The 26996-nt window shown below is 57.1% G+C and carries 21 protein-coding genes; 5 read left to right on the top strand and 16 right to left on the bottom strand.

Annotated features, from left to right (window positions below):
• The first annotated feature begins 138 nt into the window (after positions 1-138).
• On the top strand, positions 139-1650 hold the full coding sequence (locus GVI59_RS03795) for a globin-coupled sensor protein (RefSeq protein ID WP_173572965.1): 1512 nt from the start codon (positions 139-141) through the stop codon (positions 1648-1650).
• On the opposite strand, the gene rsmI is transcribed toward GVI59_RS03795, so the two are convergent.
• A complete protein-coding gene (rsmI, locus tag GVI59_RS03790; RefSeq protein ID WP_408736600.1) occupies positions 1647-2570 on the bottom strand; it encodes a 16S rRNA (cytidine(1402)-2'-O)-methyltransferase in 924 nt (307 codons plus the stop codon). The genes GVI59_RS03795 and rsmI overlap by 4 nt on opposite strands.
• 83 nt (positions 2571-2653) lie before the next feature.
• On the opposite strand from rsmI, the gene GVI59_RS03785 reads away from it, so the two are divergent.
• The gene (locus GVI59_RS03785; protein WP_173572963.1) at positions 2654-4117 is read left to right on the top strand and encodes a penicillin-binding protein activator; all 1464 of its coding nucleotides are present in this window, start codon (positions 2654-2656) and stop codon (positions 4115-4117) included.
• A 271-nt stretch (positions 4118-4388) separates the two neighbouring features.
• A complete protein-coding gene (locus GVI59_RS03780) occupies positions 4389-6827 on the top strand; it encodes a TonB-dependent receptor (RefSeq protein WP_173572962.1) in 2439 nt (812 codons plus the stop codon).
• Between the two features lie 397 nt (positions 6828-7224).
• Here GVI59_RS03780 and GVI59_RS03775 read toward each other — a convergent pair whose 3' ends face one another.
• From GVI59_RS03775 to GVI59_RS03760, 4 genes are all read right to left on the bottom strand, one after another.
• Entirely contained in the window at positions 7225-7590 is a 366-nt protein-coding gene (locus GVI59_RS03775) for a hypothetical protein (protein ID WP_232878420.1), read from the bottom strand.
• 260 nt (positions 7591-7850) lie between these two features.
• Entirely contained in the window at positions 7851-8807 is a 957-nt protein-coding gene (locus GVI59_RS03770; protein WP_173572961.1) for a lysophospholipid acyltransferase family protein, read from the bottom strand.
• Positions 8804-9802: a tetraacyldisaccharide 4'-kinase gene (gene lpxK / locus GVI59_RS03765; protein WP_408736599.1), complete on the bottom strand. Its 999-nt coding sequence runs from the start codon at positions 9800-9802 to the stop codon at positions 8804-8806. Before lpxK ends, GVI59_RS03770 begins: the two co-directional genes overlap by 4 nt.
• Positions 9803-9816: 14 nt before the next feature.
• Entirely contained in the window at positions 9817-11934 is a 2118-nt protein-coding gene (locus GVI59_RS03760) for a glycosyltransferase N-terminal domain-containing protein (RefSeq protein WP_173572959.1), read from the bottom strand.
• A 191-nt stretch (positions 11935-12125) separates the two neighbouring features.
• On the opposite strand from GVI59_RS03760, the gene GVI59_RS03755 reads away from it, so the two are divergent.
• Both GVI59_RS03755 and GVI59_RS03750 read left to right on the top strand, forming a co-directional pair.
• Positions 12126-12695 (top strand): biliverdin-producing heme oxygenase, encoded by a 570-nt coding sequence (locus tag GVI59_RS03755; protein WP_173572958.1) that lies wholly within the window; start codon positions 12126-12128, stop codon positions 12693-12695.
• A gap of 4 nt (positions 12696-12699) precedes the next feature.
• Positions 12700-15288, top strand: coding sequence for an HWE histidine kinase domain-containing protein (locus GVI59_RS03750; protein WP_173572957.1), 2589 nt, complete (start codon positions 12700-12702; stop codon positions 15286-15288).
• Positions 15289-15370: 82 nt separating this feature from the next.
• Here GVI59_RS03750 and GVI59_RS03745 read toward each other — a convergent pair whose 3' ends face one another.
• From GVI59_RS03745 to GVI59_RS03695, 11 genes are all read right to left on the bottom strand, one after another.
• A complete protein-coding gene (locus GVI59_RS03745) occupies positions 15371-16762 on the bottom strand; it encodes an NAD-dependent succinate-semialdehyde dehydrogenase (RefSeq protein ID WP_173572956.1) in 1392 nt (463 codons plus the stop codon).
• A 68-nt stretch (positions 16763-16830) separates the two neighbouring features.
• Entirely contained in the window at positions 16831-17859 is a 1029-nt protein-coding gene (gene adhP, locus GVI59_RS03740; protein ID WP_173572955.1) for an alcohol dehydrogenase AdhP, read from the bottom strand.
• A 26-nt stretch (positions 17860-17885) separates the two neighbouring features.
• Positions 17886-19313, bottom strand: coding sequence for an NAD(P)(+) transhydrogenase (Re/Si-specific) subunit beta (locus tag GVI59_RS03735; protein WP_173572954.1), 1428 nt, complete (start codon positions 19311-19313; stop codon positions 17886-17888).
• 4 nt (positions 19314-19317) lie between these two features.
• Positions 19318-19647, bottom strand: coding sequence for an NAD(P) transhydrogenase subunit alpha (locus GVI59_RS03730; RefSeq protein WP_077812418.1), 330 nt, complete (start codon positions 19645-19647; stop codon positions 19318-19320).
• Positions 19648-19651: 4 nt separating this feature from the next.
• Positions 19652-20839, bottom strand: coding sequence for an NAD(P) transhydrogenase subunit alpha (locus GVI59_RS03725; RefSeq protein ID WP_173572953.1), 1188 nt, complete (start codon positions 20837-20839; stop codon positions 19652-19654).
• 394 nt (positions 20840-21233) lie between these two features.
• Entirely contained in the window at positions 21234-22577 is a 1344-nt protein-coding gene (locus GVI59_RS03720) for a GntT/GntP/DsdX family permease (protein WP_173572952.1), read from the bottom strand.
• Positions 22578-22687: 110 nt separating this feature from the next.
• The gene (locus tag GVI59_RS03715; protein ID WP_173572951.1) at positions 22688-23458 is read right to left on the bottom strand and encodes an SDR family oxidoreductase; all 771 of its coding nucleotides are present in this window, start codon (positions 23456-23458) and stop codon (positions 22688-22690) included.
• Between the two features lie 254 nt (positions 23459-23712).
• A complete protein-coding gene (locus GVI59_RS03710) occupies positions 23713-24270 on the bottom strand; it encodes a hypothetical protein (RefSeq protein WP_173572950.1) in 558 nt (185 codons plus the stop codon).
• Between the two features lie 137 nt (positions 24271-24407).
• Positions 24408-24902, bottom strand: coding sequence for a DUF934 domain-containing protein (locus tag GVI59_RS03705; protein ID WP_173572949.1), 495 nt, complete (start codon positions 24900-24902; stop codon positions 24408-24410).
• Positions 24889-26601, bottom strand: a complete 1713-nt coding sequence (locus tag GVI59_RS03700; protein WP_173572948.1) for a nitrite/sulfite reductase — start codon at positions 26599-26601, stop codon at positions 24889-24891. The genes GVI59_RS03705 and GVI59_RS03700 overlap by 14 nt, the downstream gene beginning before the upstream one ends.
• 10 nt (positions 26602-26611) lie before the next feature.
• Positions 26612-26980: a DUF2849 domain-containing protein gene (locus tag GVI59_RS03695; protein ID WP_194299007.1), complete on the bottom strand. Its 369-nt coding sequence runs from the start codon at positions 26978-26980 to the stop codon at positions 26612-26614.
• Positions 26981-26996 lie beyond the last annotated feature (16 nt).

Below are 26996 nucleotides of genomic sequence, written 5' to 3'. Positions count from 1 at the left end.
TTGTTTTGAAAAGCCATATCGAAAGAATTTTATGGAGAAATTAAAGGTTTATCCACGAATTTCGGTTCAATCCTATTACTCATTTCCCATTGCTATCGTGGGTGTTTCGCCGATTATGCAACCGAAAGAACAGGCTACATGACCAGCGATCATACAGTCCTTGATATTGACAGCAGACTTCGCTTTCTTGGACTTGGAAAAGCTGAACTCGACCAGATGGAAGGGCTTGTCGGAGCCATTTCCCGGGTGCTCCCTCAGGCCCTGAATGATTTCTACCTCAAGATCAGCGAAACGCCCGAAGTCGCCCACTTTTTCACAAGTGATGAGCAGAAGGCGAATGCAAGCTCAAAGCAGTATGAGCACTGGAAGAAGATTGTCAGCGGACGGTTCGGGGCCGATTATTTTCGTGATGTGGAGCGGATAGGGGTCACACACGCCCGTATCGGGCTTGATCCCAGATGGTATATTGCAGGCAACTCCCTGCTTATTGAGCATATCGTTGAAGCGGTAGTCCGTGAGAACTGGCCCTCTGTGGTGAAAGGCGGATTTGGGCGAAAGCCCAGGATCACAGGAAACGAAGAGAAGCTTGCCAAGGATCTTGGTCTGCTGATCAAGGCGACCATGCTGGACATGGAACTGGCTGTGACGTCGGCTCTCAATGAACTTGAGAAACAGCGCAAAATGGCGAAGCAGGAGCAGGAAGAGGCTCTTGAAATGCTGGCGATGGCTCTTGAGCGGGTCGCGGAGGGCAATCTCGTTCTGTCAGTGGACGACAGGCTGAAGGAAAAATCTCCGCGACTGGGAAGCGCTTTCGAGAAGCTGCTTAACGGTCTTGGAGGATTGATTTCTTCCGTGCGTGAAACAGCCGAAAAGGTCGAATCTGACGGGCGTGCTGTTGGAGAAGCCAGCCGCAAGGTAGCCCAGCAGATGAATATGCAGGTCACCGGACTTGATACCATTGTGCACACGATCGAGGATGTGACGGTTTCGGTAAAAGGCGTAGCCGATCAGACCGTGGATGCGGACACGGCGGTCAAGGACTGCTGCAAGGAAGCCGAAAGAGGGCAGGAGATTGTCTCCGATGCCTCCGCAGCCATTACAAAGATTTCCGATTCATCAGGCCAGATCAGCCAGATTATCGGGATGATTGATGAACTGGCTCTCCAAACCAACCTGCTGGCCCTGAACGCGGGAGTAGAGGCGGCGCGTGCTGGCGATGCAGGGAAGGGCTTCGGCGTTGTCGCTCAGGAAGTGCGTGCTCTGGCTGGTCGGTCTGCTGATGCCGCCAAGCAGATCAAATCACTCGTCTCCCTGAGTGTGAAAGATGTCGAAGAAGGCGTGAAACTGGCCGGCGCTGCTGGAAGCGCCATCAGCAATACGAGAAGTTCAGTCGAAAGTGTTGGCGGTCTGATCGGGCAGATCGCTGAGGCGTCAGCCACGCAGGCGGCGCGTGTTGATGAGATCAACAGGGACACCCTGCGGCTCGCTCAGGATACAAAGCGGAATGCTGCTGTTCTGCACAATACGATCAAGATAGGGCGGCAGCTTGAAGTAAGTTCGTCGCAACTGCTGGCGCTGGTCACAAATTTCAAAGTGCGCAAGCTGTTCAATGAGGCTGAGGAAGCCTGTTCCGAAGCTGAATGGAATTAATCTGAGTCTTTCTGCTGCCGGGCCATGAGTTCGAGTGCCCGGGCGTAAACGGTCTTTTTCGGTAGGCCGTTTGCCTTCGCCACAAGAGCGGCTGCGTCTTTGACTGACTGGCTGGCCAGCGCCGTTGCAAGCTGCCTGTCCAGAGTGTCGGCATCCTGCTCGGTGTCATCGAAAGGTCCAACAAGAACGGTGATTTCGCCTCTGGCCGCTGTTTCGGCGTAGAAGGCGGCCAGCGTGCCCAATGTGCCTCGTTTTGCTTCCTCAAAGCGCTTTGTGAGTTCCCGGGCGACCACGGCAGGGCGATCTGCTCCGAAAATTTCTCCCAGATCATTCAGCATTTCAGCCAGGCGATGCGGCGCTTCATGCCATATCAGCGTCGCTTTCAGGCCTGCTCTTTCCGCTGCATGCAGGGTGGCGAAACTTTCCTTTCGGGCGGCGCTTCGGGGTGGTGCGAAGCCCACAAAAAGAAAGGGATGAGGAGGGAGCCCTGAGAGAACGAGGCCTGTCAGCGCGGCGTTCGGTCCCGGAACGGCGGTGATGGCGATATCCGCTTCTATCGCTGCGCGGACCAGCCGATATCCGGGATCGGACAGGAGAGGCATTCCCGCATCCGAGACAAGCGCGATCTGCTGTCCTCCCAGAAGGCGGTCGATCAGTCCCGGAACTCTCTGTCGTTCATTGTGTTCGTGGAGAGGTTCAGCGTGCGTGCTGATATTGTGCTCTATGAACAGACGCGCCGTCACACGGGTGTCTTCGCAAAGCACAAGGTCGGCTGATCGCATGGCCTGCACGGCGCGGGGAGAAAGATCGCCGAGATTGCCGATCGGTGTGGCCACAAGGGTCAGAAGACCGCCTTCGCGAGGAGGCAAAGGCTCCGCTGCATCGGCTTCTTCATCAGACCGGGCATGACGTGGCGGCATTCCTTCGCTATGGGAAGAAGCATCATCAGGGTAACCCTCCGCCTGTGGCCCGACAGGCAACCGTTCATATGAAGAGGCGGACGATGAATCGGACATGCAGGTTCCTGTCGCGAGAGGCGGCTGACACTAAAACACACGGCTACGGCGCTACCGCGCGTCCAGTCGCCAAGAGCGACATAACGCGCAGTATTCTGCGGCATACCAGCCGAAACCTTGCGCGTCACCTTTCCGGGGTCGCGCTTCTGGCGCTTGCGGCCTGTAGCTCCGGTGGCACCAGCGGACCGGGAGGTCTTGCCGGAAGCGATGCAGCAGCCTCGGCTCCCAATGTCGGGGTGCTGCTGCCTCTGACCGGAGCGAACGGCGTTCTCGGCAATGAAATGCTGGCCGCCGCAAAACTGGCGCTGTCAAAGCAGACCGGCGCTCTGGCGCCTCCGAAGCTCGACATTCATGATACAGCAGGAGTGGGCGGCGCAGCGGGGGCCATGCAGGCGGCTATCGCTTCCGGAGATGGTATTGTTCTGGGACCGCTGACCAGCGCCGATACAGCGTCCATTGGCCCAATGGCCATACGCGCCGGTATTCCTGTGATCGCTTTCACCAGTGATCTGGTGCAGGCACGTCCCGGTGTCTGGGTGTTCGGCATTACGCCACAGCAGCAGGTCTCACGGCTTGTGGACGCTGCAAAAACGGAAGGCCGGCAGCATTTTGCGGCTTTTCTGCCTGACACACCGCTGGGCCACGCCATGGGGGACGCTCTTGTGCGCTCCTGTCGTGAAGGAGGCCTTGCGGATCCGCAGGTCGTCTATCATGCAGGCACAGCTGAGGCGATCCGAAGTGGACTTGCTACTCTGAGCGCCTATGACAGCCGGGTTGCAACAGCATCCGGTCAAACGACGGGACCAGCACAGGATCTCCCTGATGATCTGGCGGCGGCTCTGTCGTCAGCTTCCAAGGCAAGCGTGAAGGCTGATGCCCAGTCTCCGGGTGATCCAAAGGCTGCTCCTCCGGCACAGACGGCAGGCGCAACGTCTTCGGATGCTTCTTCTCCTACATTATCCTCGCCTCCGTTTGACGCGCTGCTTCTGGCCGATACGGGACTGGCGCTGAAGAATGTGCTCGATGCGCTCAAGGCCAATCAGGTCCGTTCCAGCGATGTCCGTCTCATGGGGCCAGGTCTGTGGGGTGCCTTTGCTGGAAAACTGGGATCAGTAGCCGGGGCCTGGTATGCCGCGCCCGATCCTGCGGCCCGCACGCTTTTCGTGCAGCAGTTTTCGATTCAGAATCACCGCGTTCCCAAGCCGCTGGCTGATCTGCCTTACGATGCGGGCAGTCTTGCGAATTCGGTCTATTCGGCAACAGGCGGAAAAGGGTATCCGGTTGATCTGCTGACACAGCCTCAGGGATTTTCCGGTGTTGATGGCGCTTTCACTCTGACGGAAAACGGGCAGACCCTACGCAAGCTGGGGATTTTTGAAATCCAGCCGGGAGGGGGCGCCCGTATTCTTCCCTCTCCTAAGCCTGTCGTTCCTGTGCCTGGAGCGTCCTGACGCAGTCCGTCCCTGATTTCTCGAATATATTTCAAACCGTCTCTGCTTTTTTGCAGAGACGGTTTTTTTGTGCCGCGATCCCGGAGAAGGCGAGATTTGTCTTTTCTTACAAAACGTTAACGCAGCCTCTCCCAAACTCTGGCTGCTTTCATCATGTCGTCCGGAATAGTTCTCGATCATAACAAAATGTAACAATTCTGTGTGGTGATATTGCGAGCTAGTCGCATTTGCGACATAGCCATTTCAGCTTATGCCACGAGATGTAGAAAACATGACGAATCGTTTCATCCGCCATACATTACGGCCCACACCACTCACTGCCGGACTGACTCTGGCCTGTTCCGCTCTTCATCCTCAAACTGCTGATGCCGGAACAGTGAAAACACGTCATGCTCACTCCCGAGCGGCGATACACAAACCAGTTTCAAAACCGGATGCGCCGGTGCAGGTCGCTGCTCCGACGTCTGCCGCCGGAGCAGCGACCACCCCAAACACGAGCGCCCACGCCGTGAATACGGGTGCAAAGGTTCTGGAATCTGGACCGAATTCTGAAAGTATTCTGGTGCGTGGCCACGGCATGAACGTTCTGACCCAGGATATGGGTTTTGGCCGTATGCCGCAGGATGTTCTGCACACGCCGCAGACAGTGAATGTCGTGCCGAAAGTCCTGATGGAGCAGCAGAACGTCAAATCCCTTGAAGAAGCGCTTCGGAACGTCCCCGGCATCACCGCATCGGTTGGTGAAGGTGAGGGCGGCATGAGCGGCGATCAGTTTCTGATCCGCGGATTTCAGGCCCAGAACGACATTTACCAGAATGGTCTGCGTGATTTTGGCGTCTATAGCCGTGACAGTTTCGATTATGACCATGTGACGGTCATCAAGGGACCATCTTCTGAAGTCTTTGGTAACGGGACAACAGGCGGCGCCATCAACGTCACCACCAAGGTTGCGCATCTGGGGAATAATTACGGCGGCAACTTCTCCGGCGGTTCCGGAGCGTATTATCGTGGCACCCTCGATCTGAACCAGCAGATCGGCGAGCATACGGCCATCCGTATTACCGGCATGGGCAACGAAAACGATACTGTCGGCCGGAACAATGTGTATTCGCATCGCTGGGGGCTTGCGCCGTCCATCGGGTTTGGTCTTGGCACCAAAACAACCTTTACGCTTGAATACTTCCACCAGAGCGATAACCGGATGCCTGATTATGGTGTCCCTGTTGTTACGCGTCCGGGTGCTACAGTTGGAAAACCCGCAACTGAATACGGTCTGAATCGCAAGAACTGGTATGGCACGACCTACGATCAGGACGATTCATCGACTGATATGCTGACGGCGCGGTTGAAGCATCAGTTCAACGATCACATCACAATCTTCAATGATCTCAAGGGCGGTCTTTACAGTCGTTATTTCTCAGCCTCCCAGCCGGGATGCGATGCAACCTGCCAGTCGAACTTCTTTACCAACCCGTCAGCAGCCATGATCGACAGGCGTGGACCTCTTGGTGGGCCTGAACCCTATCAGCAGGATGACTGGTCTGTGCAGAACGTGCTGTCCACTCTGGCCAAATTCAATACGGGTTCTGTCCGGCATCAGATTATTGCTGGTATTGACGTGATGCATGTTTACGATCGTCGCAAGAATTACGCCTACAATTTCAATGGTCAGAACGGCACGCCTGCGGATACGACAAGCCTGATCAACCCTTCCATGGTACAGCCCGGTCTGCTGCTTGGAGGGCTGGGGCAGTACCAGCAGAACCTGGTCAAGATTTCCAATGGCGTGGGTAACAAGCTTTACAAGACAGGCGATGCAACGGACGTCGGTGCGTTCTTCTCCGATCAGGTCTGGCTTGCGCCGTGGTTCTCGGTCAAGGCCGGTTTCCGCTGGGATCACTGGAACAGTCATTACGCCGCGACCGATGGGGCGACGTTGGCTGATACACGGCTTCATCAGTCGCAGGATACCTTCAACCCCAATGTCAGCCTGATGTATACGCCGACTGACAACGCCATGGTCTATTTCAACTGGTCAGAGTCCACGACGCCGCTGGGGCTGTACGTGACGAACAGCAGCGAGCCGCTGACGTCAAACGGTTCAAAAATGCACCCTGAGCGCAGCCGCCTTTACGAAGTTGGCGCTAAATATAATGCCTTCAAGGGGCGCGTGGGTTTCACCATTTCGGCTTTCCGGCTTGAAAAGTCGAATGCAATTCTTGGAAGTGACGGGACCAGTTCTGTCATCGCCTCCAGTGATCGTCAGCGCAATCAGGGCGTGGAACTCGGCGCTTCTGGTGAAATCATGAAAAACTGGCAGCTCATCGCGACATATGCCTACTATGACGCGACGACCACATGGTCCACGACGGCGAGCAATGTGGGTAAGCGCGTTCTCTATGTTCCGAAAAACTCGGCGACGCTCTGGACGACTTACACAGTTGCTCCCGGAAAGCCCTGGAACCTGATGTTTGGTGGCGGGCCGACCTGGCGTGAAGGCGTCTGGCTGAACGCAGCGAATACAGCGCGCGTGCCTGCCAATCTTGACTGGAGCGCAGTGATATCTCATTCGTTCCTGAACAATCACTGGCGTGTGGCCATGAACGGCTACAACCTCGCCAATCGTCTGAACTACGCTAACCTGTTCAGCAACCGGGCTGTGCCTGCCGTTGGCCGGACCTTCCTGTTTTCCGTGTCCGCCAATTACTGATCTGGGAGGCTATTTTCCGGCCGGATCATCACGTTTTGCGTGGTGATCCGGTTTTGTTCAGATGCGGATATGCTGGAATGGAATTTCCTGAAGCCGATATGGCCCTGTGCTTTGATGACCTGATTTCACGAAGACAGTAGGCTGTCGATTTCAGGCTGACGACAGTTCAGTTCCGCCTCGTAAGGCTGTTTGTCGATCATATGAGATTCGAACAGACTGTTCTGTTGTGGCAGTGCAGAACTTGGTCTTCAGATGAAGGAACTGGCGTCAGTTTTCTGATGGCCGTCAGCCTGAAGAGGCTTTTAGTCTCCGATGATTGATCAGTGCCGGCCCATTATTTTCCTGGGCCAGTCATCATCAGAGTGACATTATTACAAGATACAGCAGAAAGCGGGGATCAGGCTGCTGCGACAGATCCCTGCAGGGGAAGGGCCGGACGGACAAAGTCGAGCGCCATCTCAAAAGAGCTTTCGTGGCTGAGGACATTGCCGCGCAGAGCGTCAACGACAACCCAGTGCGTGCCTTCCGGATGAACGACATAGGCGGGGCTGGCGTTTTCACGAACCCAGATCAGCGCCTGCTCAGAGTCAGCGAAGGTCGCTTCATCGTCGATACAGATCTCTGCATCACACAGGCCCATACGCTTTCCAGCTTCAAGCCAGCGGGCGAGGTATTCCCGATGGCGCGGCAGAATGACGGCCATCCGGAATGGGATAACATTCGAAGGGAACACTGACTGTTCGGTCTGCATTGCCTGGGACATCCCTGATCTCTCCTCTACGTTCTGAGCAAACGGTATGGGCTTCTTTCCCGCCTCGCCAGTGCGAAAGAGGGGTAAGCGCTTCCAGAAGAGGCAGGTCGAAAAAACTGTGATCAAAAAGATACAGAAATATAAGGTGTGACAAAAATTAAGCATAAAAATTGATCAATTTTGGATAATATATGCACATAAAATATGCACATCGCGCAAAAATAGATCGTTTTGTAGGCGGAAAGACATGTTTTCCGTTCAGAATCGTCCTGTCATTTGAACTGATTCGACATCCTGTACAGTTCTTTGGGCCAGCGTCGGTGCAGCCATAGCCAGCTCTCGGGTCGCGCCCGGATCCATGCTTCCAGCCTGTCATTGATAGCCTGGGTGAAGGTGGCGACATCCTTCTGCCGGTTGCCGGTGTCCGGCAGGGTCATTGGTGGTTCCACCACGATCCGCAGGCGTGCCGGCCCGAGACGCTGAACGTGTCCCGGAATAACCGGGCAGCGGAATTTCAGGGCCATGGCCGCCAGAGCGGGTGCGGTCATGGCGGGCCGGTTGAAGAAACGTGCTTCAATCCCGTCATTCATTTTCTGATCGACCAGCATGCCAAGCCGATGCCCTGTCGCCACCCACCGCAGCGCGTCTCTGGCTCCCTTCGCGCCCTTTGCAAACAGGGGAAGAGGTTCCTGCATCGCGGCGTCGCGCAGGTCGCGGATCATCCGGTCCACCAGTGGATTGCCCGCCGCACGATAGAAAGAGGCAAACCCGGCGCCGTATTTGGCGACACCGGGGGGCAGCATTTCCCAGTTGCCGATATGACCTGAGACGAACAGGACCGGACCACCACTCTTGGCTACGGCCAGCAAATGCTCCTTGCCGGTCACTTCAAAGCCCGGTCCCTCCGGGGTGTCTTCCTTCAGAGACGCGATGTGTGGAAATTCCCCCACGGTGCGGCCAAGATTGTCCCAGACTCCTCTGACGATGCGTTTCCGTTCAACCTTGTTCAGTTCAGGCATGGCGAGACGGAGATTGGTGTCGGCCACTTTCGAGACAGGCAGAAGTGGCCCGATGCTGGAACACAGCTTTCCGCCGATATTGGAGGCCGTCTCAGGGCGGATCTGTCTCAGCAACCGTAAGGCGCAGCGGGCGGTCAGGGCCTCCAGCCTCATGAGAAACGGCACGGACTGACCTTTATCCGTCGTGAGAGGGGAGGAAGCTGAAGTCATGGCCGTGGCATCCGTTCCGTCAGACTGTCGAGAATATGATCCAGTTGGGCTGTTTCCGCCCATTCCAGCCCCACATCCACCACCCTGACTTTCTGACGAAAAGCTTCCGGAAGTCGTACGGCATCCTTGGGTGTGGTGACCAGAAGGGCGGAATGCTGTGCGGCGAGGCTGGTCAGGTGGGAAAGGTCAGAGGGGGTAAAAGCATGGTGATCGGGAAAAGAAACGCATTTCGTCGGGATGACGTCATTTTCCCTGAGGCAGGCAAAGAATTTGTCAGGACGGGCAAGCCCCGCAAAGGCGATCACCTTCTGCTGACGGAGGGTGGCGATGGACGATTCCATCCGTAATGCCGCCTTCAGGATTGGATAATGGACTTTGGCTGCAAGGCTTTTCTGAACACCACAGGTGTCCTGTCCTGTGATGACAATAGCGTTCGCGGCGGCCAGTCCTGTGTTCAGCGGCTCGCGTAACGGTCCGGCTGGCAGCACGCACTGATTGCCGAACCCGACAGCACCATCCACCAGAATAAGCGAAAAGTCCTTGTGCAGACCCGGATTCTGGAAACCGTCATCCATGATCAGAAAGGTGGCTCCAGCTGCAATGGCGGCGCGGGCTGACGCGGCACGGTCCGGACTGACCCAGCAGGGAGCCGTAGCGGCGAGAAGCAGGGGCTCGTCGCCGACATCCGCTGCTGTGTGATGGGCAGGATCGACCCGCAGCGGAGCCTGTCCGTTCACTGCCCGTCCCCGATAACCGCGTGTCAGACAATGCACCACGGCGCCGCGTTGGTGCAGACGTCGGATAAGATCAAGCACGGCTGTGGTTTTCCCGGTCCCGCCCACCGTGAGGTTCCCCACGCACAGCACCGGAACGGACGCACGCCAGCCAAGGCGTTGCCTGCGTTTTTTCGCCACCAGACCGACAATGGCGGCAATGGGTTGCAGAAGCGTGCTGATGAGGCCGGGAGGGCGAAACCAGAAAGACGGCGCATTCAGGCGGAGAAAGCCGGTCATGAGCAGTCGCAGGTTCGGCAGATGAGGTCCGCCAGCCGGGATGGCAGGTTCTGGTCACGTGTCGCGACCCGCTCTCCGGCCTGACCGAGCGCTGCTACCCGCGTGGGATCGTCGAGCAGGGCTTTGACCTTGCTCGCTAGATCCTGAGCAGAGCGGACAACGATGACGACCTTGCCAAGAGCAGCGAAGGTCTCTTCGAAATTGTCGATCGCCGGTCCCGTCATGATCGCGCATCCCAGCCGGGCCGGTTCAAGCGGATTATGTCCGCCGCCTTCCATCGGACTGTCCGGGGCGATCAGGCTGTTTCCCATGAAAACGATCTGTGACAGGCGGAACAGAACGCCGAGTTCACCAAGCGTATCGACAATCCAGACGGGAGCCGAGGCGTCAGGCCATTCGCCCTGTGAACGACGGGGAGGCTGTCCGTCGGAAGGAAAAGCTGCCTTTACCTCATTGGCAATGGCCGCGCCGCGTTCGGGGTGGCGTGGTGCGATGATGGTCAGAAGATCAGGGTAGGAAGCTCTCAGAATTTTCGCGGCCTCGAGGACCTGCTTTTCTTCACCGGGATGCGTGGAAGCCGCAATCCATACCGGACGCGCGCCGATGGCTCTGCGAGCCGCCTCTAGCACATGTGCGTCCGCGGCGAGGGGCGGGGCGGCTGTTTTCAGATCGCCGTCACAGAACACGTTCGATGCGCCGAGCATCCGGAAACGGGCGGCATCTTCCGGCGAACGGGCGGCGATCCATGACAGCGCACTCATCATATCCTCGCCCATCCGGGGCAGCTTCCGCCATCCCGTCAGCGCCGAACGGGACAGACGACCGTTCACCAGCATGACAGGTAATCCCGCCACGTTACAGGCCGCGACCATGTTCGGCCATAGCTCGCTTTCGGTCAGGACCAGTCCGTCCGGTCGCCAGTGACGCAGAAAGCGCCTGATCCATCGCGGCACATCGAGCGGGACGAAACTGTGCAGAACCCGTCCTGCCTGCATGGCCTCCGGTAGTTCTCGTGCCAGTGTTGCGGCGGCGGTGACGGTGCCGGTTGTGACAAGAACCGTCGGTAATGAGGTTTTTTCCAGAATGGCCCGGATGACCGGAATGATGGAGAGGGTTTCGCCAACACTGGCCGCATGCATCCAGATGAGCGGGCCGTCGGGACGGCGCATCGTGGCAAAGCCAAGGCGCTCTCTGGTGCGCTCACGGATTTCCTTGCCTCGTCGTACCCGCACCCGAAGCATCGCGATCAGACCGGGGGCGAGCAGGGAGGTCAGCATCGACCAGATGATGGGAGTGCCGACAGGCTTCGGTCTGTGCGGCGAGACTGGCGCATGAACAGGTCCGTCCACGACGGCCCGCGACGGCATGGTGGCGAGCATGTCGGGATAGATTGCTGCCTGCGTTCCGGCTTCTTCCTGCACGGCGATCAGGCGCTGGGTCAGAGTCTGGCTGGCTGCGTCTCGGTTTCCCGGTTCCACGGAAACGGGTGTGCCACAGACAATGCGTCCGCGACCAAACGGCAGCGGCACGATCATCCGGTCCCACGAAGGCGCATGCAGGCAGGTGCACTGCACGCCGACGGGCAGGATGGGGATGCCGGTCTTTTCCGCCAGCGCGATAATGCCCGGTTGTATGACACGACGCGGTCCCTTGGGACCATCGGGCATGACGGCGACGGTATGTCCCTGCGCCAGAGCCTGACGAATCTGGTGGAGGGCCGCAGCACCCCCCTTGTTCTTGCCCTTTTTGTCCGAAGAGCCGTGGATCGGCGGAATTCTCCACGGGGTGACAATCCGGGCGATCAGGCGTCCGTCATTGTTGCGGCTGATCAGGACATGCAGCCGCATGGAAGGATTGCGTGGTTCGGTCCACCACCACAGCGCGGGGGAAAGAGCCAGCGCCTCATGCCAGAAAGCGACGAGCAGCCCCGGTTGCGTCCCGTCGCCGCGCTCATGCAGCAGAAGGGCTCTGGCTTCCGGCGTCGCCTCGAAGCGCCAGCGTGTCGTGCGCAGGGCGAAGCCGAGCCAGCCATGAATGGCTTTCTCAAGAAGGTGTCGGCTCAGAGTGGTTCCGTCGGCTCTGGAAAAAGGAGGGGATGCGGATCCGGGCTGCATCCTGCGCGGTTAGCACGAGGCGGAAGAGGCGGGAAGAACGTACCCACACAGACCTGTCAGCTTAATAACATATATGTTTTTTTCATCTTTTGTCGGAACATTCAATTGCGGGGATCACGCTAATTCCATTATCGTAATTTGACGCCTGAAAATGGCCAGATTCAGGAGCGGGATAATGATACAGGCCATCCATGCAGACCGATAAGTCCTTGCGGGCGCATCTTCGGGCTGCGACGCAGTCCCGTCACGCAACGCTTGATCGGATGATAGGCCCTGTCAATTCCCGTGAAACCTATGTCGGTTATCTGTGCGGTATCGCAGCCTTCCGTATACCTGTTGAACAGCGTCTTGCGACTTTGGCCGCCTGGCCGGACAGGCTGGGTTCGTGGCGTCCGACGTTTCTTGCCCGGTGGCTGAGCCTTGACCTGACCGCGCTGCAACTGGACGTTCCGTCCGGAGTATCCGGTCTCGATCTGTCGAGCGACTCCCGTGTCATGGGAGTGCTTTATGTTCTGGAAGGTTCGATCCTCGGGGCGCACTCTGTGATCAGGCAGGCGGCTTCACTCGGTTTCAATGACAGGTCCGGCGCCCGTCACCTTTCGGTTCAGACGTCAGCCCTTGCTGGCTGGAAACAGTTTCTGACCTGTCTTGAAAAAGAAGCCGCACTGGACCGAGAGGTCACGGCGTCTGCCGCCTGCGAAACTTTTGATGAAGCTGTGACCGCGATGAACTTAGCGTTCCCTGACAGAAACCCGGCGTGACATAATGGATATTGATCTGGACAATGTTGCGTTCGGACAGGCTGACCTGACCACCTGCGAACGTGAGCCCATTCATATTCCAGCCAGTATCCAGCCCAAAGGCTGCGTCATGGTGTTCTCTGAAAATGGAGAGCGTCTGACACGCTATTCAGAGAATGTCAGTCATTATCTTGGCCTGTCCAATGTTCGGCTGGGCATGTCACTGGCTGCATGTTTTGATGCAACTGTTGCCTCGGATATCCTCGATCTGGCTCGTCAGAGCGCATCCGGGAAGCCAGCCATACGATTTGATGCGAAACTGTTCAAGCATGTTCGCAAGGATATTGTGGTGCATTATTCTGGCGACGAGCTTGTGCTGGAGTGTGAAGAGGCTACGCCCACCTGGTTGCAGGCGGACCTGCTGACCCGCCAGCGGCGTATTGCTGAAAGTGTTCGTAACCCGAAAGATGTTTCCAGTCTTCTTCAGAATGTTGTGCCGTTTCTGCGTCGGAATTTCGGCTACGACCGGGTGATGGTCTACCGTTTTGCTCCGGACTGGTCGGGCAAGGTCATCGCCGAAGATCGCAGGGAAGGACTTGAAAGTTTTCTCGGACAGCATTTTCCCAGTGGTGACATTCCACGTCAGGCCCGCGAACTTTATGAGCGCTCTCTGATCCGGGTAATATCGGATGCGGCTTTTGAGCCTGTGCCTCTGGTGCAGGAGACCGGGCTGCCTCCACTTGACATGACTTACATGCACCTTCGGGCCGTATCACCCATTCATTGTGAGTATCTGGGCAATATGGGCGTGAGAGCGTCCATGTCCCTGTCGCTGATTGTGGATGGCGTGCTGTGGGGGCTGATCGCTTTCCATCATTATGAAGTCCGCCAGCTCACCATGGCGGAGCGTATAACGGCAAAAATGGTGGGTGAACTGATCTCGCTCCAGATGGTGGCGCTGATCAGAACGCGCAGGCTGACGCTGACGGAAAATACACATCTGTTCCTTTCCGGTTTTCTGCGGAAGGCAACGGAATCCGGTAGCTTTTCGGATTATATCCAGAATCGTATCCACGAACTTCTGGAAATCATCGAGTGCGATGGTGGCGGTATCTGGCTTGATGGAGTCTGGACATCGAGGAGGCTTACGCTTGACGAAGCCTGCATTGGAGACCTGCTCACGCTGGTGAAGCAGAAGGGAGGTCATGAAATATGGGTCAGTGATCATCTTGTCCGTGATTGTCCGTCACTTGAAGGGAGAGTGTCGGAGATCGCGGGAGCCATGGTCATTCCCGTCTGGCCGGAGGGTGACGATTATCTGGTCATTTTTCGTCGAGAAATCATTCAGACCGTTTTATGGGGGGGCGATCCGAAAAAGACCTACACCACAGGTCCGCACGGAGCGCGTCTGACGCCACGACGCAGTTTTGAATTATGGAAGGAAGAGGTCCGCGCCCACTGCCTTGAGTGGACAGCCGAGGATATGGAACTGGCGTCCCTGCTGCGGACGACGCTGATGGAGATCATGGCTCTGTCGCATCAGCATAAATTGCAGGAGCGGATACAGTCCGAAGCCCTGCAGCGCACATTGAACGATGAACTCAACCATCGGGTGAAGAATATCCTGACGATCGTACAGTCGATTGTTGCGCGTCAGCCCAAGGATACGGACAGCGTCGTTGATTATAGTGACGCCTTGAAAGGCCGTATCCGGTCGCTTGCGAATGCCCACGATCAGGCGCTGGCGGCGAAAGCTGGCACCACACTCCGTGATCTGCTCGAGGCTGAGCTTGCTCCTTACGATACTGGCGGAAAGACCATCTTTCTCGAAGGACCTTCTCTGGTTCTTACCGGTCAGACACCGACATTTCTGGCGCTGCTGCTGCATGAACTGGCGACAAATGCCGCCAAGTATGGAGCATTTTCAACAGGAACCGGCAGACTGACCGTATCGTGGCATCACGATACGGCAAACGATTTCTGGAAAATCCTGTGGTCTGAAACAGGAGGACCGGAGATTTCCGAGCCAGAGCAGTCGGGATTCGGCAGTCTGCTGCTGGAAAGGGCGATCCATTACAATCTGGGGGGCAGGGCGGTCCGAAAGTTCCTGCCGGAAGGCATTCAGGTCGAGATCAGTATTCCCGGAGAGAATCTGGAAGAAAAATTCAGCGGTTTTTCGAAACCCGAGCGGCAGCGCAATGAAATGGCTGACCCGGTCCTTGCGAGTGATCTGTCAGGCAGGAGCTTACTGCTTCTTGAAGACGAATTTCTCATCGCGCTTGATGTCGAACAGGCTCTTCAGGAAAAGACCGACATGGAGGTGCACCCGGCGGCATCCATTACAGAAGCAGTTGATCTGATCAGAAGGTTTGCCATCGATATGGCCATTCTTGATGTCAACATCGCCGGTGAGACTTCGCTCTCCATTGCGGAAAGTCTGTCCGAAAAACACATACCGTTTGTCTTTACGACAGGATGCGAAGAGGAAAGTGCGGTCATCGCACGGTTTCCGAATGTACCCGTCCTGAAAAAACCTTATGAAATAGACGATCTTCTGAAATGTCTTTCAGGTCTGTCAGTCTGGCCGGTAGAAGGTTTTCTGTCGCGCCAATAAAAAATCCGGTTTCCCTATCAGAGAAACCGGATTCCAATAGAGTAGAGGCAGGGGATTTCTCTCCCGCCTCCAGAGTCAATTTTCAGAACGGTGCGTCGATATCAACAACGTCGACCAGCTTGTGGTTGACGAATTCCTTGATGCCGAGGCCGATCAGTTCACGACCGAAGCCGGAGCGCAGCACGCCACCGAACGGCAGATCAGCCTTCACCATCGTCGGGTGATTGACGAACACCATGCCGGTTTCGATCTGCTCTGCAACGCGAACGCCACGGGCTTCGTCCTTGGTGAAGACGGAACCGCCAAGGCCATACGGGCTGTCATTGGCCATACGGATGGCTTCGGCTTCGTCCTTCACGCGGAAGATCATGGAAACCGGGCCAAAGAACTCCTCGCGCATGGCGGGGTTGCCGTCCTTCACGTCCGTCAGGATGACCGGACGGAAGAATGCGCCTGCGTTCGGCATTTCCAGCGGGATTTCTTCCGCTTTCGCACCGGCTGCAACAGCGCCTTCAACCTGCTTTTTGAGATCGTCAGCGGCCTTCTGGGAAGACAGCGGAGCCAGCGTGGTGGTCGGATCCATCGGGTCGCCCATCTTCAGCTTCGCAACGCCTTCACGATACTGATTCATGAACTGGTCATAAACCGCGTCCACAACGATCATGCGCTTGGAAGAAACGCAGACCTGACCGGCATTCCAGTGACGACCGAACACGGCCCACTTCACGGTCTTCTCGAGATCGGCGTCTTCCAGCACGATGAAGGCGTCTGCGCCGCCCAGTTCCATGGTGCACTTCTTCAGGGCCTGACCGGCTTCAGCCGCCAGACGGGCACCTGCACCCTCAGAACCCGTCAGGGCCAGACCGCGTACACGGTGATCGGCAATGATGCGGGAAACCTGATCGTGCGACGGATAGAGGTTCTGGAAAGCGCCCTTCGGCAGACCAGCCTCAATCATCAGCTTGTCCATGGCTGCAGCACACTGCGGCACGTTGGAAGCGTGCTTCAGAACAACCGTGTTACCGGCTGAAAGCTGCGGCGCAATGATGCGGGCGACCTGATAGAACGGGAAGTTCCACGGCTCGACAGCGAGCAGAATGCCGAGCGGCTGGTGGATGATCTTCGCGCGACCTTCGTCCTTGTTGGCGACGGGTAGCTCTTCAGGGGCCAGCAGCTTCTCGGCGTTCTTCGCGTAATATTCGAAGATGGCGGCGGACAGCTCTGTCTCGGCTTTGGCTTCACCGAAAACCTTGCCCATCTCGAGGGTCAGCAGCTTCGAGTATTCGTCGATATTGGCGCGCAGAATGTCAGCGGCCTTCTGCATCACCTTCGCACGCTCCGCGAAGGAAGTGGTGCGCCATGACAGGAACGCATTGTGAGCAGAATCAAGTGCTGTATCAATTTCGGCATCCGTCGCGTTCGGGAACACCTTGATCTGTTCATTGGTGAATGGATTTGTCGTTGCGTAGGCCATGTGCCCAATTCCTTTCTTGTTGCGGTGCAGTTGAGGATGCCGTGTTCCTGCTCAGGACGCGACCGGGCTCAGTTCCGGAAATCCAGAACGACACGGCCATCAATGCGACCGTTTTCCAGATCATCAAAGATACGGTTGATGTTTTCCAGCTTGTCCGGCTTCACAACCGAGTGCACCTTTCCGTCTGCAAAGAATGACAGCGCCTCGATCATGTCGAGCCGTGTACCCACGATTGACCCTCGGACCGTCGTTCCGTTCATGACCATGTCGAAGATCGACACCGGGAAATCTCCCGGCGGCAGGCCATTGAGAACGATTGTTCCGCCCCGACGTGCATAGCCCATCGCCTGGGAAAAGGCGATACGGGAAACTGCGGTGACCACCACACCCTGAGCGCCGCCCACTTCTTTCTGCACGAATGCGGCAGGGTCGGTGTCCCTTGCGTTAACGGTGAGCGCCGCCCCCAGTTTCTTGGCTGTCGCCAGTTTTTCGTCGTCAATGTCCACGGCGATCATGTTCTTGCCCATGGCGACACCATATTGCATCGCCATCTGGCCCAGACCGCCGACGCCGGAGACAGCCACCCAGTCGCCGGGCTTCGTGTCCGTCATCTTCAGTGCTTTATAGACTGTCAGACCGGCGCAGAGAACCGGGGCGATCTGCAGCGGGTCTGCGCCCTTGGGGATATGGGCGACATAGCTCGGGTCCGCCACGACATACTCGGCGAAGCAGCCATTGACGGTATAGCCGGTGTCTTCCTGCTTTTCGCACAGGGTCTCCCAGCCGCCGAGGCAATGCACACAGTGACCGCAGGCGGAATAAAGGAACGGCACACCGACATAGTCGCCTTCCCTGATCCAGTTCACATTGCTGCCAACCTGAACCACATGCCCCACGCCTTCATGTCCGGGAATGAACGGTAGGGTCGGCTTGGTGGGCCAGTCACCGCGCACGGCGTGCAGATCGGTGTGACAGACGCCGCAGGCGTCCATCTTCACCAGAATCTGGTTCTCGTTGATCGTCGGGATGTCGAGTTCCTCGATCGTCAGCGGCTTGTTGAATTCGTGGGCGACTGCCGCCTTCATCTTGCCTGCCATGGATCCGGTCTCCTTTTCATCAATCTTCAGTTGGTTCCGAGAGCCTTGAGGGCCTCGACCATCTTGCCCAGCACTGCCTGCGCGTCGCCGAAGACCATCGTGGTGTTCGGCAGGAAGAACAGCGGGTTCTGCACGCCCGAGTAGCCGGTGCCCTGACCACGTTTGATGACGAACACCTGCTTCGCCTGATCGGCGTTGAGGATCGGCATGCCGTAGATGGGCGAGGACTTGTCGGTACGGGCGGAGGGGTTGACCACGTCGTTCGCGCCAATGACGAGGGCGACGTCGGTTGTCTTGAAGCTGTCGTTGATGTCGTCCATGTCGTAGATCATGTCATACGGCACGCCGGCTTCCGCGAGCAGCACGTTCATGTGGCCCGGCATACGGCCAGCAACCGGATGGATCGCGAACTTCACGTCCACGCCAGCGGTCTGAAGCATTTTCACCATCTCGTACAGCTTCTGCTGCGCCTGCGCCACGGCCAGGCCGTAACCCGGAATGATGATCACGCTGGACGCGTAACGCATCGTGGAAGCAGCATCCGCCGGATCCGTGGACTTCATCTTGCCCTGTGGACCACCGGCAGCCTCACCGGAAGACGCGCCGAAGTTGCTGAACAGCACGTTGGCGATCGAACGGTTCATCGCCTTGGCCATGAGCATCGTCAGAAGGGTGCCGGCGGAGCCGACGACCATACCGGCGATCATCAGGGCCGGATCAGCCATGACATAGCCTTCAAGACCAACCGCCAGACCCGTGAAGGCGTTATAGAGAGAGATCACCACCGGCATATCCGCGCCGCCAATCGGTACGGTCATGCAGAGGCCGAAGAACAGAGCGCCGAGGAAGAACAGCAGCGAGAACAGACCGGCTTCCGGCGCACCCTGCATCTGCGTCACGACAGCCATTCCGCCCAGAACAACGGTTCCGAGAAAGACCAGAAGATTGAAGATCTGCTGACCCTTGAACCGCATGGGGTTTTTCAGGCGTCCATCGAGCTTGGCCCAGGCGATGAGAGAGCCTGTCAGAGAGATGCTGCCGATCAGGCCGCCCAGCACCGTCACGCCCAGATGCAGCGCATCCGTCTCGTTATGGCGCAGAAGCGCGACAGCGGAGATGGCGGCAGCGGAACCGCCGCCCATGCCATTGAACAGGGCGACCATCTGCGGCATCGCCGTCATGGCGACCGTCCTGCCTTTCCAGCCGGCCCAGGCGCCACCGAGGAGCAGGGCGACAACCGCCAGCCCCAGATTCACGGGCAGGTGAGGCAGCACTTCGTCAGAAACATTGAACGCCTGCAGGAAGGCGACCGCGACAACAAAGGCCATGCCCCAGCCGGCGATGACGATGCCGCGCACCGCCGTCACAGGAGAGGACATCCCCTTGAGGCCATAAATGAACAGTCCGGAGGCGACGAGCCCGCTCAGACCGATGACGTAATCAACAGCGGTCATTGGATCAGGCCTTCCCATCCTGCGCTTTCTGCGCGGGTTTCTGCGTGCTGGGCTTGAACATGGCCAGCATGCGATCCGTGACGACGTAACCGCCCATCACGTTGCCCGCGCCGAACAGCACGCCGATGAAACCGATGACCTGCTCAGGAATATTGGTGGCGGACAGCAGCACGCTGAGAGCACCCACAACGACGATGCCGTGAATGAAGTTGGAGCCTGACATCAGCGGGGTGTGCAGGATCGACGGAACGCGACTGATGACGACGTAGCCGGTGAAAGCCGCCAGCATGAAAATATAAAGCGCTATGATGAAAGTCATGGATGTCACTGGCATTGGATTACCCTTTCGATCCCGTGGTCGGTGTCGCGCCGGCTGCTGGAGCCGGTGCTGACGTTGGGGCCGGCCCCTCGACAGCTTCACGCACGCCGTCGTTGGTGATCTTCCCGTCATGAGTGACGAGCGTCTTGGCGATCACCTCGTCCGTCATGTCGAGCGACAGTTTCCCATCCTTGATGATCTGCTGAAGCAGATTCAGGATGTTTTTCGAATAAAGCTCGCTGGCCTGCTCGGAGAGACACGACGGCAGGTTGACCGGGCCCACAAGAAGGGTGGGGCCGACCTGAACGCTCTGACCGGCGACGGTGCCTTCACAGTTGCCACCGCCTTCCGCGCCCATATCGATGATGACGGAACCAGGCTTCATTTTTGAAATCTGTTCGGCGTCAATCAGGCGGGGGGCTTTCCGGCCCGGCACGGCGGCGGTCGTCACGATCAGATCGGCACGGGCGATGTGATCCGACAGTACGCCTTTGACCTTGACCTTTTCTTCCGCCGTCAGTTCGCGGGCGTAGCCGCCCTGACCAGTGGCGTCCACGCCGGTTTCGACAAACTTCGCCCCGAGTGAATGCGCTTCCTCTTTCGTCTCAGGCCGGACGTCATAGCCTTCGGTCACAGCGCCCAGACGGCCCGCCGTCGCCAGCGCCTGCAGGCCCGCGACACCGAGCCCCATCACCAGCACCTGCGCGGCCCTCAGCGAGCCGACAGCCGTGGTCATCATGGGAAGAATTTTCGGCATGTGAACGGTGCCGAGCAGAACGGCGTAATAACCGGCCAGTGTGGCCTGACTGGACAGGGCGTCCATGGCCTGCGCACGGCTGATACGGGGGATCTGTTCCATGGCGAAACAGGTGATTTTCTGCGCCAGTAACGCCTTGACCACATCCGGGTGCGTGCGCCCGTAAATGAAGGAAATCAGGATAGAACCTGCCCTCATTCTGGCGATCATGTCCGGTGTGGGAGGATTGACGGCAAGGACAATATCGGCGCTGGCGAGCAGGGTTCCGACATCGCTCTGTATCGTCGTGTTCTTGTATAATGTGTCGGGATAGAAGGAATCTGAACCAGCCTCGGTTTCGAGTGCTGTGGTGCAGCCGAGATGCTGAAGGCGCTGGGCCACCAGCGGGATAAGCGCAACGCGTCGCTCACCCTGTTCTCTTTCCCTGATCGCCGCGATATTAAGGCTCATTGATCAGTATCCATTTTCTGGAATTGGTATTCTGGATTTGTAGACCTCCCGTGGGAGGGAGGGGCATGCGCCGGACCCACTCACTATTGATGATTATTTAATGACGTAAAGAAGTATCGTCTTTGACGTGCGTCAATTGTAATGAAATGGTCTTGTTTTGTGTGGAGCGGGCGTTCGGAAAATGCTGCGCCGCGTGGAAATATTTCTTGATCGTATTTTTAAGGAATACAGGATCGTTGCGGTCCTGAATGGAAAGATCGGAAGACAGGGAGGAGGCTCTGTTGCGGTGCACAGAGCGTGCAGCATGGTCTGACGATGGATGCGTCCGGCTTCTCTGAATCTGAAATCGTCTTTTAAGAACGGGGCAGGGCGACCGAACTTCCGGATCAGAGACTCAGGGCAGAAACACCGAGCCAATCAGACAGAAAACCAGTCCGCACACAGCAATCAGGGTTTCCAGAACGGACCATGTCTTGAGTGTCTGAGGCACTGTCAGACCGAGATATTCCTTGATCTGCCAGAATCCGGCATCGTTCATGGGACCAAGCGCCACAGAACCGGCGCCTGTGACCAGAACCATGAGTTCCGGTGAGATGGTCGGCGCATGACTGAGAATGGGCGCAACGATCCCCGAAGCCGTAGCCATGGCGACGGTTGCGGAACCGCAGGCGACACGGACGATGACCGCCAGCAGCCACGCCAGAACCAGCAGAGGCATGTGAGCGCCCAAAGCCGCGTGTGTAATTGCGTCAGATATGCCGCTATCGATGAGAACCTTGCCAAAGCCGCCGCCTGCACCAACAAGAATCATGATCAGGGCCGTGGGACCAAGACATTCCGTGGAAAAGCGAAGAATCGTTTCTCGTGAAAAACCGCGAGCCAGACCGAGAACATAAAAGGAGAGGATGGTCGCCAGCGTCAGGGCGATGACAGTGTTGCCGAGGAAATGCAGGCTGGTATTCAGGGGCGTGTGCGGCATGGAGATGAAATCCGCGCTGGAGCCCAGCAGCATCAGTATGACCGGTGAGAGAATGGTCAGTAGCGTCACTGCGAAGCCCGGCATGTTTTCAGGAGGCTCGGCGCTGACAAACTGTGCCGCCAGCGGGTTCTCTTCCATCAGTGGCACACGGCGTGCTGCGAAACGACCGAAGACAGGTCCGGCAATGATGGCGGTGGGAATGCCGACAAACAGCCCATAGAAAATGGTCTTGCCGATATTGGCGTGATAGGCGCTGACGGCGAGCAGGGCCGCTGGATGAGGCGGGATCAGGGCGTGCGTTACTGACAGGGCCGCTCCCATCGGCAGCGCGATACGCAGAAGCGAGGTATTGGTCCGCGCTGCGAGAACGAAGGCGATCGGGATCAGCAACACAAAGCCGATTTCAAAGAAAACAGGCAGTCCCACCAGCAGGCCGATGACCATCATGGCCCAGTCCGCATGCCCGCGCCCCGCCTTGCGGGAAATCGTCAGGGCGATCTGATCCGCCCCTCCTGACTCGGTCAGCATTTTGCCCAGCATGGTCCCGAGAGCGATGACGGTCCCCACATGGCCGAGCACATGGCCCGCTCCGTTCTCGAACGATCCGACCACCTTGTCCGCCGGCATGCCCGCGATCAGGGCAATGACAATGGAGGTGACGAACAGGACGATGAAAGGGTTCAGACGAAAGCGTGCAATCAGCAGGATGATACTGAAAATCGCACCTGTGGTCAGGGAAACAGCGAACAGTGGACTCATTATTCTTATTATTTCCGATTATGAGACTGTTGGTCTTCACGGGTTTATCTTTTGGATACCATTCCTGTTCTGTGTTGCAAAACCGCGCAGGACAACGCGGCATGGGGTTCTTACAGAGAGGCGGTGATTCCACCGTCCACCGTGAGGATATGTCCGTTCACAAAGCTGGAAGCATCCGAAGACAGGAACACCGCTGCGCCGATCAGTTCTTCCACCTTGCCCCAGCGTGCGGCTGGTGTGCGTTTGCATAGCCACTCAGTGAACGCCTGATCTTTCACGAGCGCCGCATTCATCTCCGTTTCAAAGTAACCGGGGGCAAGCCCGTTGATCTGCAGACCGTGTTTTGCCCAGTCCGTCGCCATGCCTTTTGTCAGGTTCTTCACAGCGCCTTTGGCGGCCGTGTAGGGCGCAATCCCCGGTCGCGCCAGTTCGCTCTGTACGGAACAGATATTCACGATCTTGCCTCGCTGACGAGAGATCATGTGGCGTGCGACTGCCTGTCCGACAAAAAAGACGGCGTTCAGATTGGTCGCCATAAGCGCATCCCAATCGGGGCGGGAGAAATCTTCCAGCGGCGCGCGTCTCTGGATGCCAGCATTATTGATGAGGATGTCGATAGGGCCGTGGGTCTGCTCGATGCTTTCGACGGCAGCAAGAACAGCGGGCTGATCAGTTACATCGAAGCAGGAAATGCAGGATTTTATTCCTGATTTTTCCAGTATGGAACGGGACTGTTCAAGAGTCACCTGATCACGTCCATTCAGGACAATTTCAGCTCCATAATCGCCCAGCCCTTGGGCGAGTGCGAACCCGATGCCTCGTGAAGAACCGGTCACAAGGGCGCGACGTCCATGAAGGGAAAACAGGTCTTTTGCAGGCATGTTCTTGATTCGATATTGTTATTTTTGGTTCTCACACCATAGGGATAAATGTGCCTGACTGCACAGCACTCTTTGAGTAAAGGCAGCTAACTTTTTCATGAGGTGACAAAAATCAGGACATTTTTTCTGATCTGGAGTTCGAGTGAAATCTTGAAATTTGTTTTGTAAATATAGTATTTTTTTTATTTTGCAGGGGAGTCATTTATACACGCTCCTGTTGTGTAGGAACGTGCTGATTAAACGGAGTATCAGGTTTAATTAAATCTGCCAGCTATAAATTGCCAGCACCATTCTGCATTATTGCCAGCAGATTCGAGATTTGATGCTTGCTCAAACTTCTGTTCTAGAACAGTCTCCAAAACTGCTCTGCGATCTTTGCACGTTGCGTTTGCAGTGTCTGTCAGGAAGACACCAAGATAGGTAGAAATTCCTGTCTGCCTCGATAGCAGTTTCATTTTCTCAAGATCTGCGAGTAATTTTCCCCCGCGACGATCTCTTTCGTCACAAATTTTAAGTTCAATGATCGCAAGAGGCTGTTCTTCGCGATATAATGCAATATCTGCACGCAAACCGCCCATATCCTCAATGATCTGGTCATTGATTGTGAGCCCTAGTTCATTCATTATTCTAAGATATGGTCTTTCGACATGAGCTTGAAGACCAAGATCGCGGTTCAGCCCGATTGCAATTTGTCCACCTAAAAAAATTTCTGGCATTTCATTGTCCCGCGGGATGCCAGAGATGCTGCGATATACTTTAACGGCTTCGACACCATGACGCACAATACTCAAATTATAATTTGCATCAGTCATATTTGATCCTGCGAGTTTATATTCACTGTGAGATGAACAAGTTATATATTCAAAAAATATGATCACAAACAAAAAGGCTGTGACCTGATATCCATCAGATCACAGCCCTTGTCGCGTTCAGACGTCCGCCTTATGGTTCAGGGTGTCGCGAGAAAGCGACGTAGTCCGAAGCCGGTTGGCTTCTCATCCAGAACTGGAGAAGGCTGGGTGGCGATCGTGAAACGACGCAGAGCCTGTTCCCATGTCGCCATATCGGCGTTACCGGAAACCTCCACGCTATCCACACCACAGCGGATCAGAAATTCATACTGATCGGGAAGAATATGGCCGGAAGCCCGGATTTTTCCCGTGAAATGCAGATGCTCCCGAAGGGCGCGCGCCTGACTGAACGCACGTCCATCCCGGAAAATCGGGAAGGTGACAACGACAAGGGCCAGCTTCGGCAGCGCCTCTTTCAGAACAGAGACCGTCTCACTGTTCGGAAGCACGACGCCAAGCCGACCATCGGAGCGACCAAGACCCTCGCTCAGTCGATCGAGAGGGACAATGACATCCCCCGCGCCAAGTGTTTCACCCTCGACAGCGTAGCGCCACGTATCCTCGACCGGATGGCAGTTCTCAAGCAGGGGCATAAACAACATCCTTGAAGACAGCCGTGCCGACGCGGCGATAGGTATCAAGAAACCGTTCGCCATTTTCACGACGCACGAGGTAGAGATCGATCAGTCTGGAAACGGCATCGACCGTTTCATCCTCAGCCATGGCCGGGCCAAGGATCTGGCCGATGGACGCATCTTCCTCGCCCGATCCGCCGAGCGTGATCTGGAACGCTTCCTGTCCGCGCTTGTCCACGCCCAGAATGCCCAGATGCGCGGCATGGTGATGACCGCAGGCATTGATGCAGCCCGAGATATTGATCCGCAGATCGCCAATTTCGCGCTGAAGTTCCAGATCGGCGAAACGGGAACTCAGTTTCTGCGCGATGGGGATCGAGCGGGCATTGGCCAGAGCGCAGTAATCAAGGCCGGGGCAGGCGACGATGTCGGTGATGAAGTTCACGTTCGCCGTGCCGAGACCGGCCTGCGACAGACGCTGCCAGACCGTGTGAAGCTGATCCTGCCGAACATGGCCCAGAACCACGTTCTGGAGGTGGGTAACGCGCAGTTCGCCAAAGCTGAATTCGTCAGCAAGATCCGCCAGCAGATCAAGCTGTTCCGCTGTTGCATCACCCGGAATGCCGCCTGCCGGTTTCAGCGAGACGACAACCGAGATATAGCCCGGGGCCTTGTGCTCATGCGTGTTGGTGCGAACCCAGGCATCGAACGCGACATCGCGGCGACGGTCCTCGGCCAGCACGGTGGCGGCGTCTCCTTCGGGAGCGAAGTCCGGCGCGCCGAAGCGGGCCTTGATGGCTGCTACAAGGGCAGGTTCCAGACGATACCGGGCCCGGTCCATGGCCACGAATTCTTCTTCGACACGACGACGGAATTCGTCAGCGCCCAGCGCCTGCACGAGGATCTTGATACGCGCCTTGTAGATGTTATCGCGGCGTCCGAACTCGTTATAGACGCGCAGGATCGCCTCCATATAGGCGAGCAGATCCTCTTCCGGCAGATCGTCGCGCAGGCTGACACCCACGATCGGTGTGCGGCCAAGTCCACCACCGACGAATACCTCGAACACTGGCCGTCCATGCGGACCGGGGCGGGCGATCAGGCCGATATCGTGGAAGCGTGCGACGACGCGATCATGCGGGCTGCCGGAGATGGCGAACTTGAACTTACGGGGCAGGAAGGTGAATTCCGGATGCAGCGTGGACCACTGACGCAGGATTTCCGCATGCACGCGCGGGTCGAGCAGCTCGTCCTTCGCGGCACCAGCGAACTCGTCCGAAGTGATGTTACGGATGCAGTTGCCGCTGGTCTGGATGGCGTGCATGTCGGCTTCCGCCAGCACTTCCAGCGCCGCCACGGTGTCTTCCAGCCTGATCCAGTTGAACTGGATGTTCTGGCGCGTGGTGAAGTGCCCGTAACCCTTGTCGAACTCACGGGCGATACGGGCGAGGGCACGGACCTGCTTACTGCCCAGCGTGCCATAAGGCACGGCCACACGCAGCATGTAGGCGTGAAGCTGGAGATACAGCCCGTTCATCAGGCGCAGCGGCTTGAATTCTTCTTCGGTCAGATCACCGGCAATGCGGCGATTGACCTGATCACGGAACTGCTCGATCCGCTCACGCAGGAAGGTGCGATCGACCTGATCGTAGCCGTAGCGGCCGACTGGCAGCACGGCGGGAGCAGCTTCAGCGCGTGTCATGGTTTCGGTTGACATGGCGCACCTCTCAGAGTGGGGAGAATTCGGGATGAACGGAAGGACCGAAGGCGCGGATACGCTCGCGGGCTGTCACGGGAATGATCCTGCCGTCCGTGTCGTCCTGCACCTGAACGCCATAGATACCGACCAGTCCCAGTTCCTGCGCCTTGCCCTTCAATGAAGAGAGCAGGTCTTCGATTTCAGTATTGGAAACGGGAGCGGACTCAGCGATGCGTTCTTTCCACGAGCCATCGGCGGCCCGCCAGACAGTAATACCGTCCAGCAACCGGTTGGCGGTGATGACGCTCTGCCCGTCTGCATCACGTCTGTTACTTCTGATGTCCACCACGTCGAAATAAATCCCCTGAACAGGCGTTCCGGCTGGTGCCGGGGCCAATCAACTACGCTTTTGC

Source organism: Acetobacter sicerae (assembly GCF_011516765.1).
GTDB classification, from domain to species: domain Bacteria; phylum Pseudomonadota; class Alphaproteobacteria; order Acetobacterales; family Acetobacteraceae; genus Acetobacter; species Acetobacter sicerae.
Note: the sequence above shows the minus strand (reverse complement) of the source record. Positions and strands in the feature narration are given on the sequence as shown.

Excerpts from the sequence above, each read along its gene's own strand:
- GVI59_RS03720 (WP_173572952.1), bottom strand. The coding sequence starts at position 22,577 with ATGAGTCCACTGTTCGCTGTTTCCCTGACCACAGGTGCGATTTTCAGT.
- GVI59_RS03735 (WP_173572954.1), bottom strand. The coding sequence starts at position 19,313 with ATGACCGCTGTTGATTACGTCATCGGTCTGAGCGGGCTCGTCGCCTCC.
- GVI59_RS03730 (WP_077812418.1), bottom strand. The coding sequence starts at position 19,647 with ATGCCAGTGACATCCATGACTTTCATCATAGCGCTTTATATTTTCATG.
- rsmI (WP_408736600.1), bottom strand. The coding sequence starts at position 2,570 with ATGCCGCCACGTCATGCCCGGTCTGATGAAGAAGCCGATGCAGCGGAG.
- GVI59_RS03775 (WP_232878420.1), bottom strand. The coding sequence starts at position 7,590 with ATGTCCCAGGCAATGCAGACCGAACAGTCAGTGTTCCCTTCGAATGTT.
- GVI59_RS03715 (WP_173572951.1), bottom strand. The coding sequence starts at position 23,458 with ATGCCTGCAAAAGACCTGTTTTCCCTTCATGGACGTCGCGCCCTTGTG.
- GVI59_RS03755 (WP_173572958.1), top strand. The coding sequence starts at position 12,126 with ATGCAGACCGATAAGTCCTTGCGGGCGCATCTTCGGGCTGCGACGCAG.
- GVI59_RS03750 (WP_173572957.1), top strand. The coding sequence starts at position 12,700 with ATGGATATTGATCTGGACAATGTTGCGTTCGGACAGGCTGACCTGACC.
- GVI59_RS03710 (WP_173572950.1), bottom strand. The coding sequence starts at position 24,270 with ATGACTGATGCAAATTATAATTTGAGTATTGTGCGTCATGGTGTCGAA.
- GVI59_RS03760 (WP_173572959.1), bottom strand. The coding sequence starts at position 11,934 with ATGCAGCCCGGATCCGCATCCCCTCCTTTTTCCAGAGCCGACGGAACC.
- GVI59_RS03795 (WP_173572965.1), top strand. The coding sequence starts at position 139 with ATGACCAGCGATCATACAGTCCTTGATATTGACAGCAGACTTCGCTTT.
- GVI59_RS03770 (WP_173572961.1), bottom strand. The coding sequence starts at position 8,807 with ATGACTTCAGCTTCCTCCCCTCTCACGACGGATAAAGGTCAGTCCGTG.
- GVI59_RS03780 (WP_173572962.1), top strand. The coding sequence starts at position 4,389 with ATGACGAATCGTTTCATCCGCCATACATTACGGCCCACACCACTCACT.
- GVI59_RS03745 (WP_173572956.1), bottom strand. The coding sequence starts at position 16,762 with ATGGCCTACGCAACGACAAATCCATTCACCAATGAACAGATCAAGGTG.
- adhP (WP_173572955.1), bottom strand. The coding sequence starts at position 17,859 with ATGGCAGGCAAGATGAAGGCGGCAGTCGCCCACGAATTCAACAAGCCG.
- GVI59_RS03785 (WP_173572963.1), top strand. The coding sequence starts at position 2,654 with ATGAATCGGACATGCAGGTTCCTGTCGCGAGAGGCGGCTGACACTAAA.
- GVI59_RS03700 (WP_173572948.1), bottom strand. The coding sequence starts at position 26,601 with ATGTCAACCGAAACCATGACACGCGCTGAAGCTGCTCCCGCCGTGCTG.
- GVI59_RS03725 (WP_173572953.1), bottom strand. The coding sequence starts at position 20,839 with ATGAGCCTTAATATCGCGGCGATCAGGGAAAGAGAACAGGGTGAGCGA.
- GVI59_RS03705 (WP_173572949.1), bottom strand. The coding sequence starts at position 24,902 with ATGCCCCTGCTTGAGAACTGCCATCCGGTCGAGGATACGTGGCGCTAC.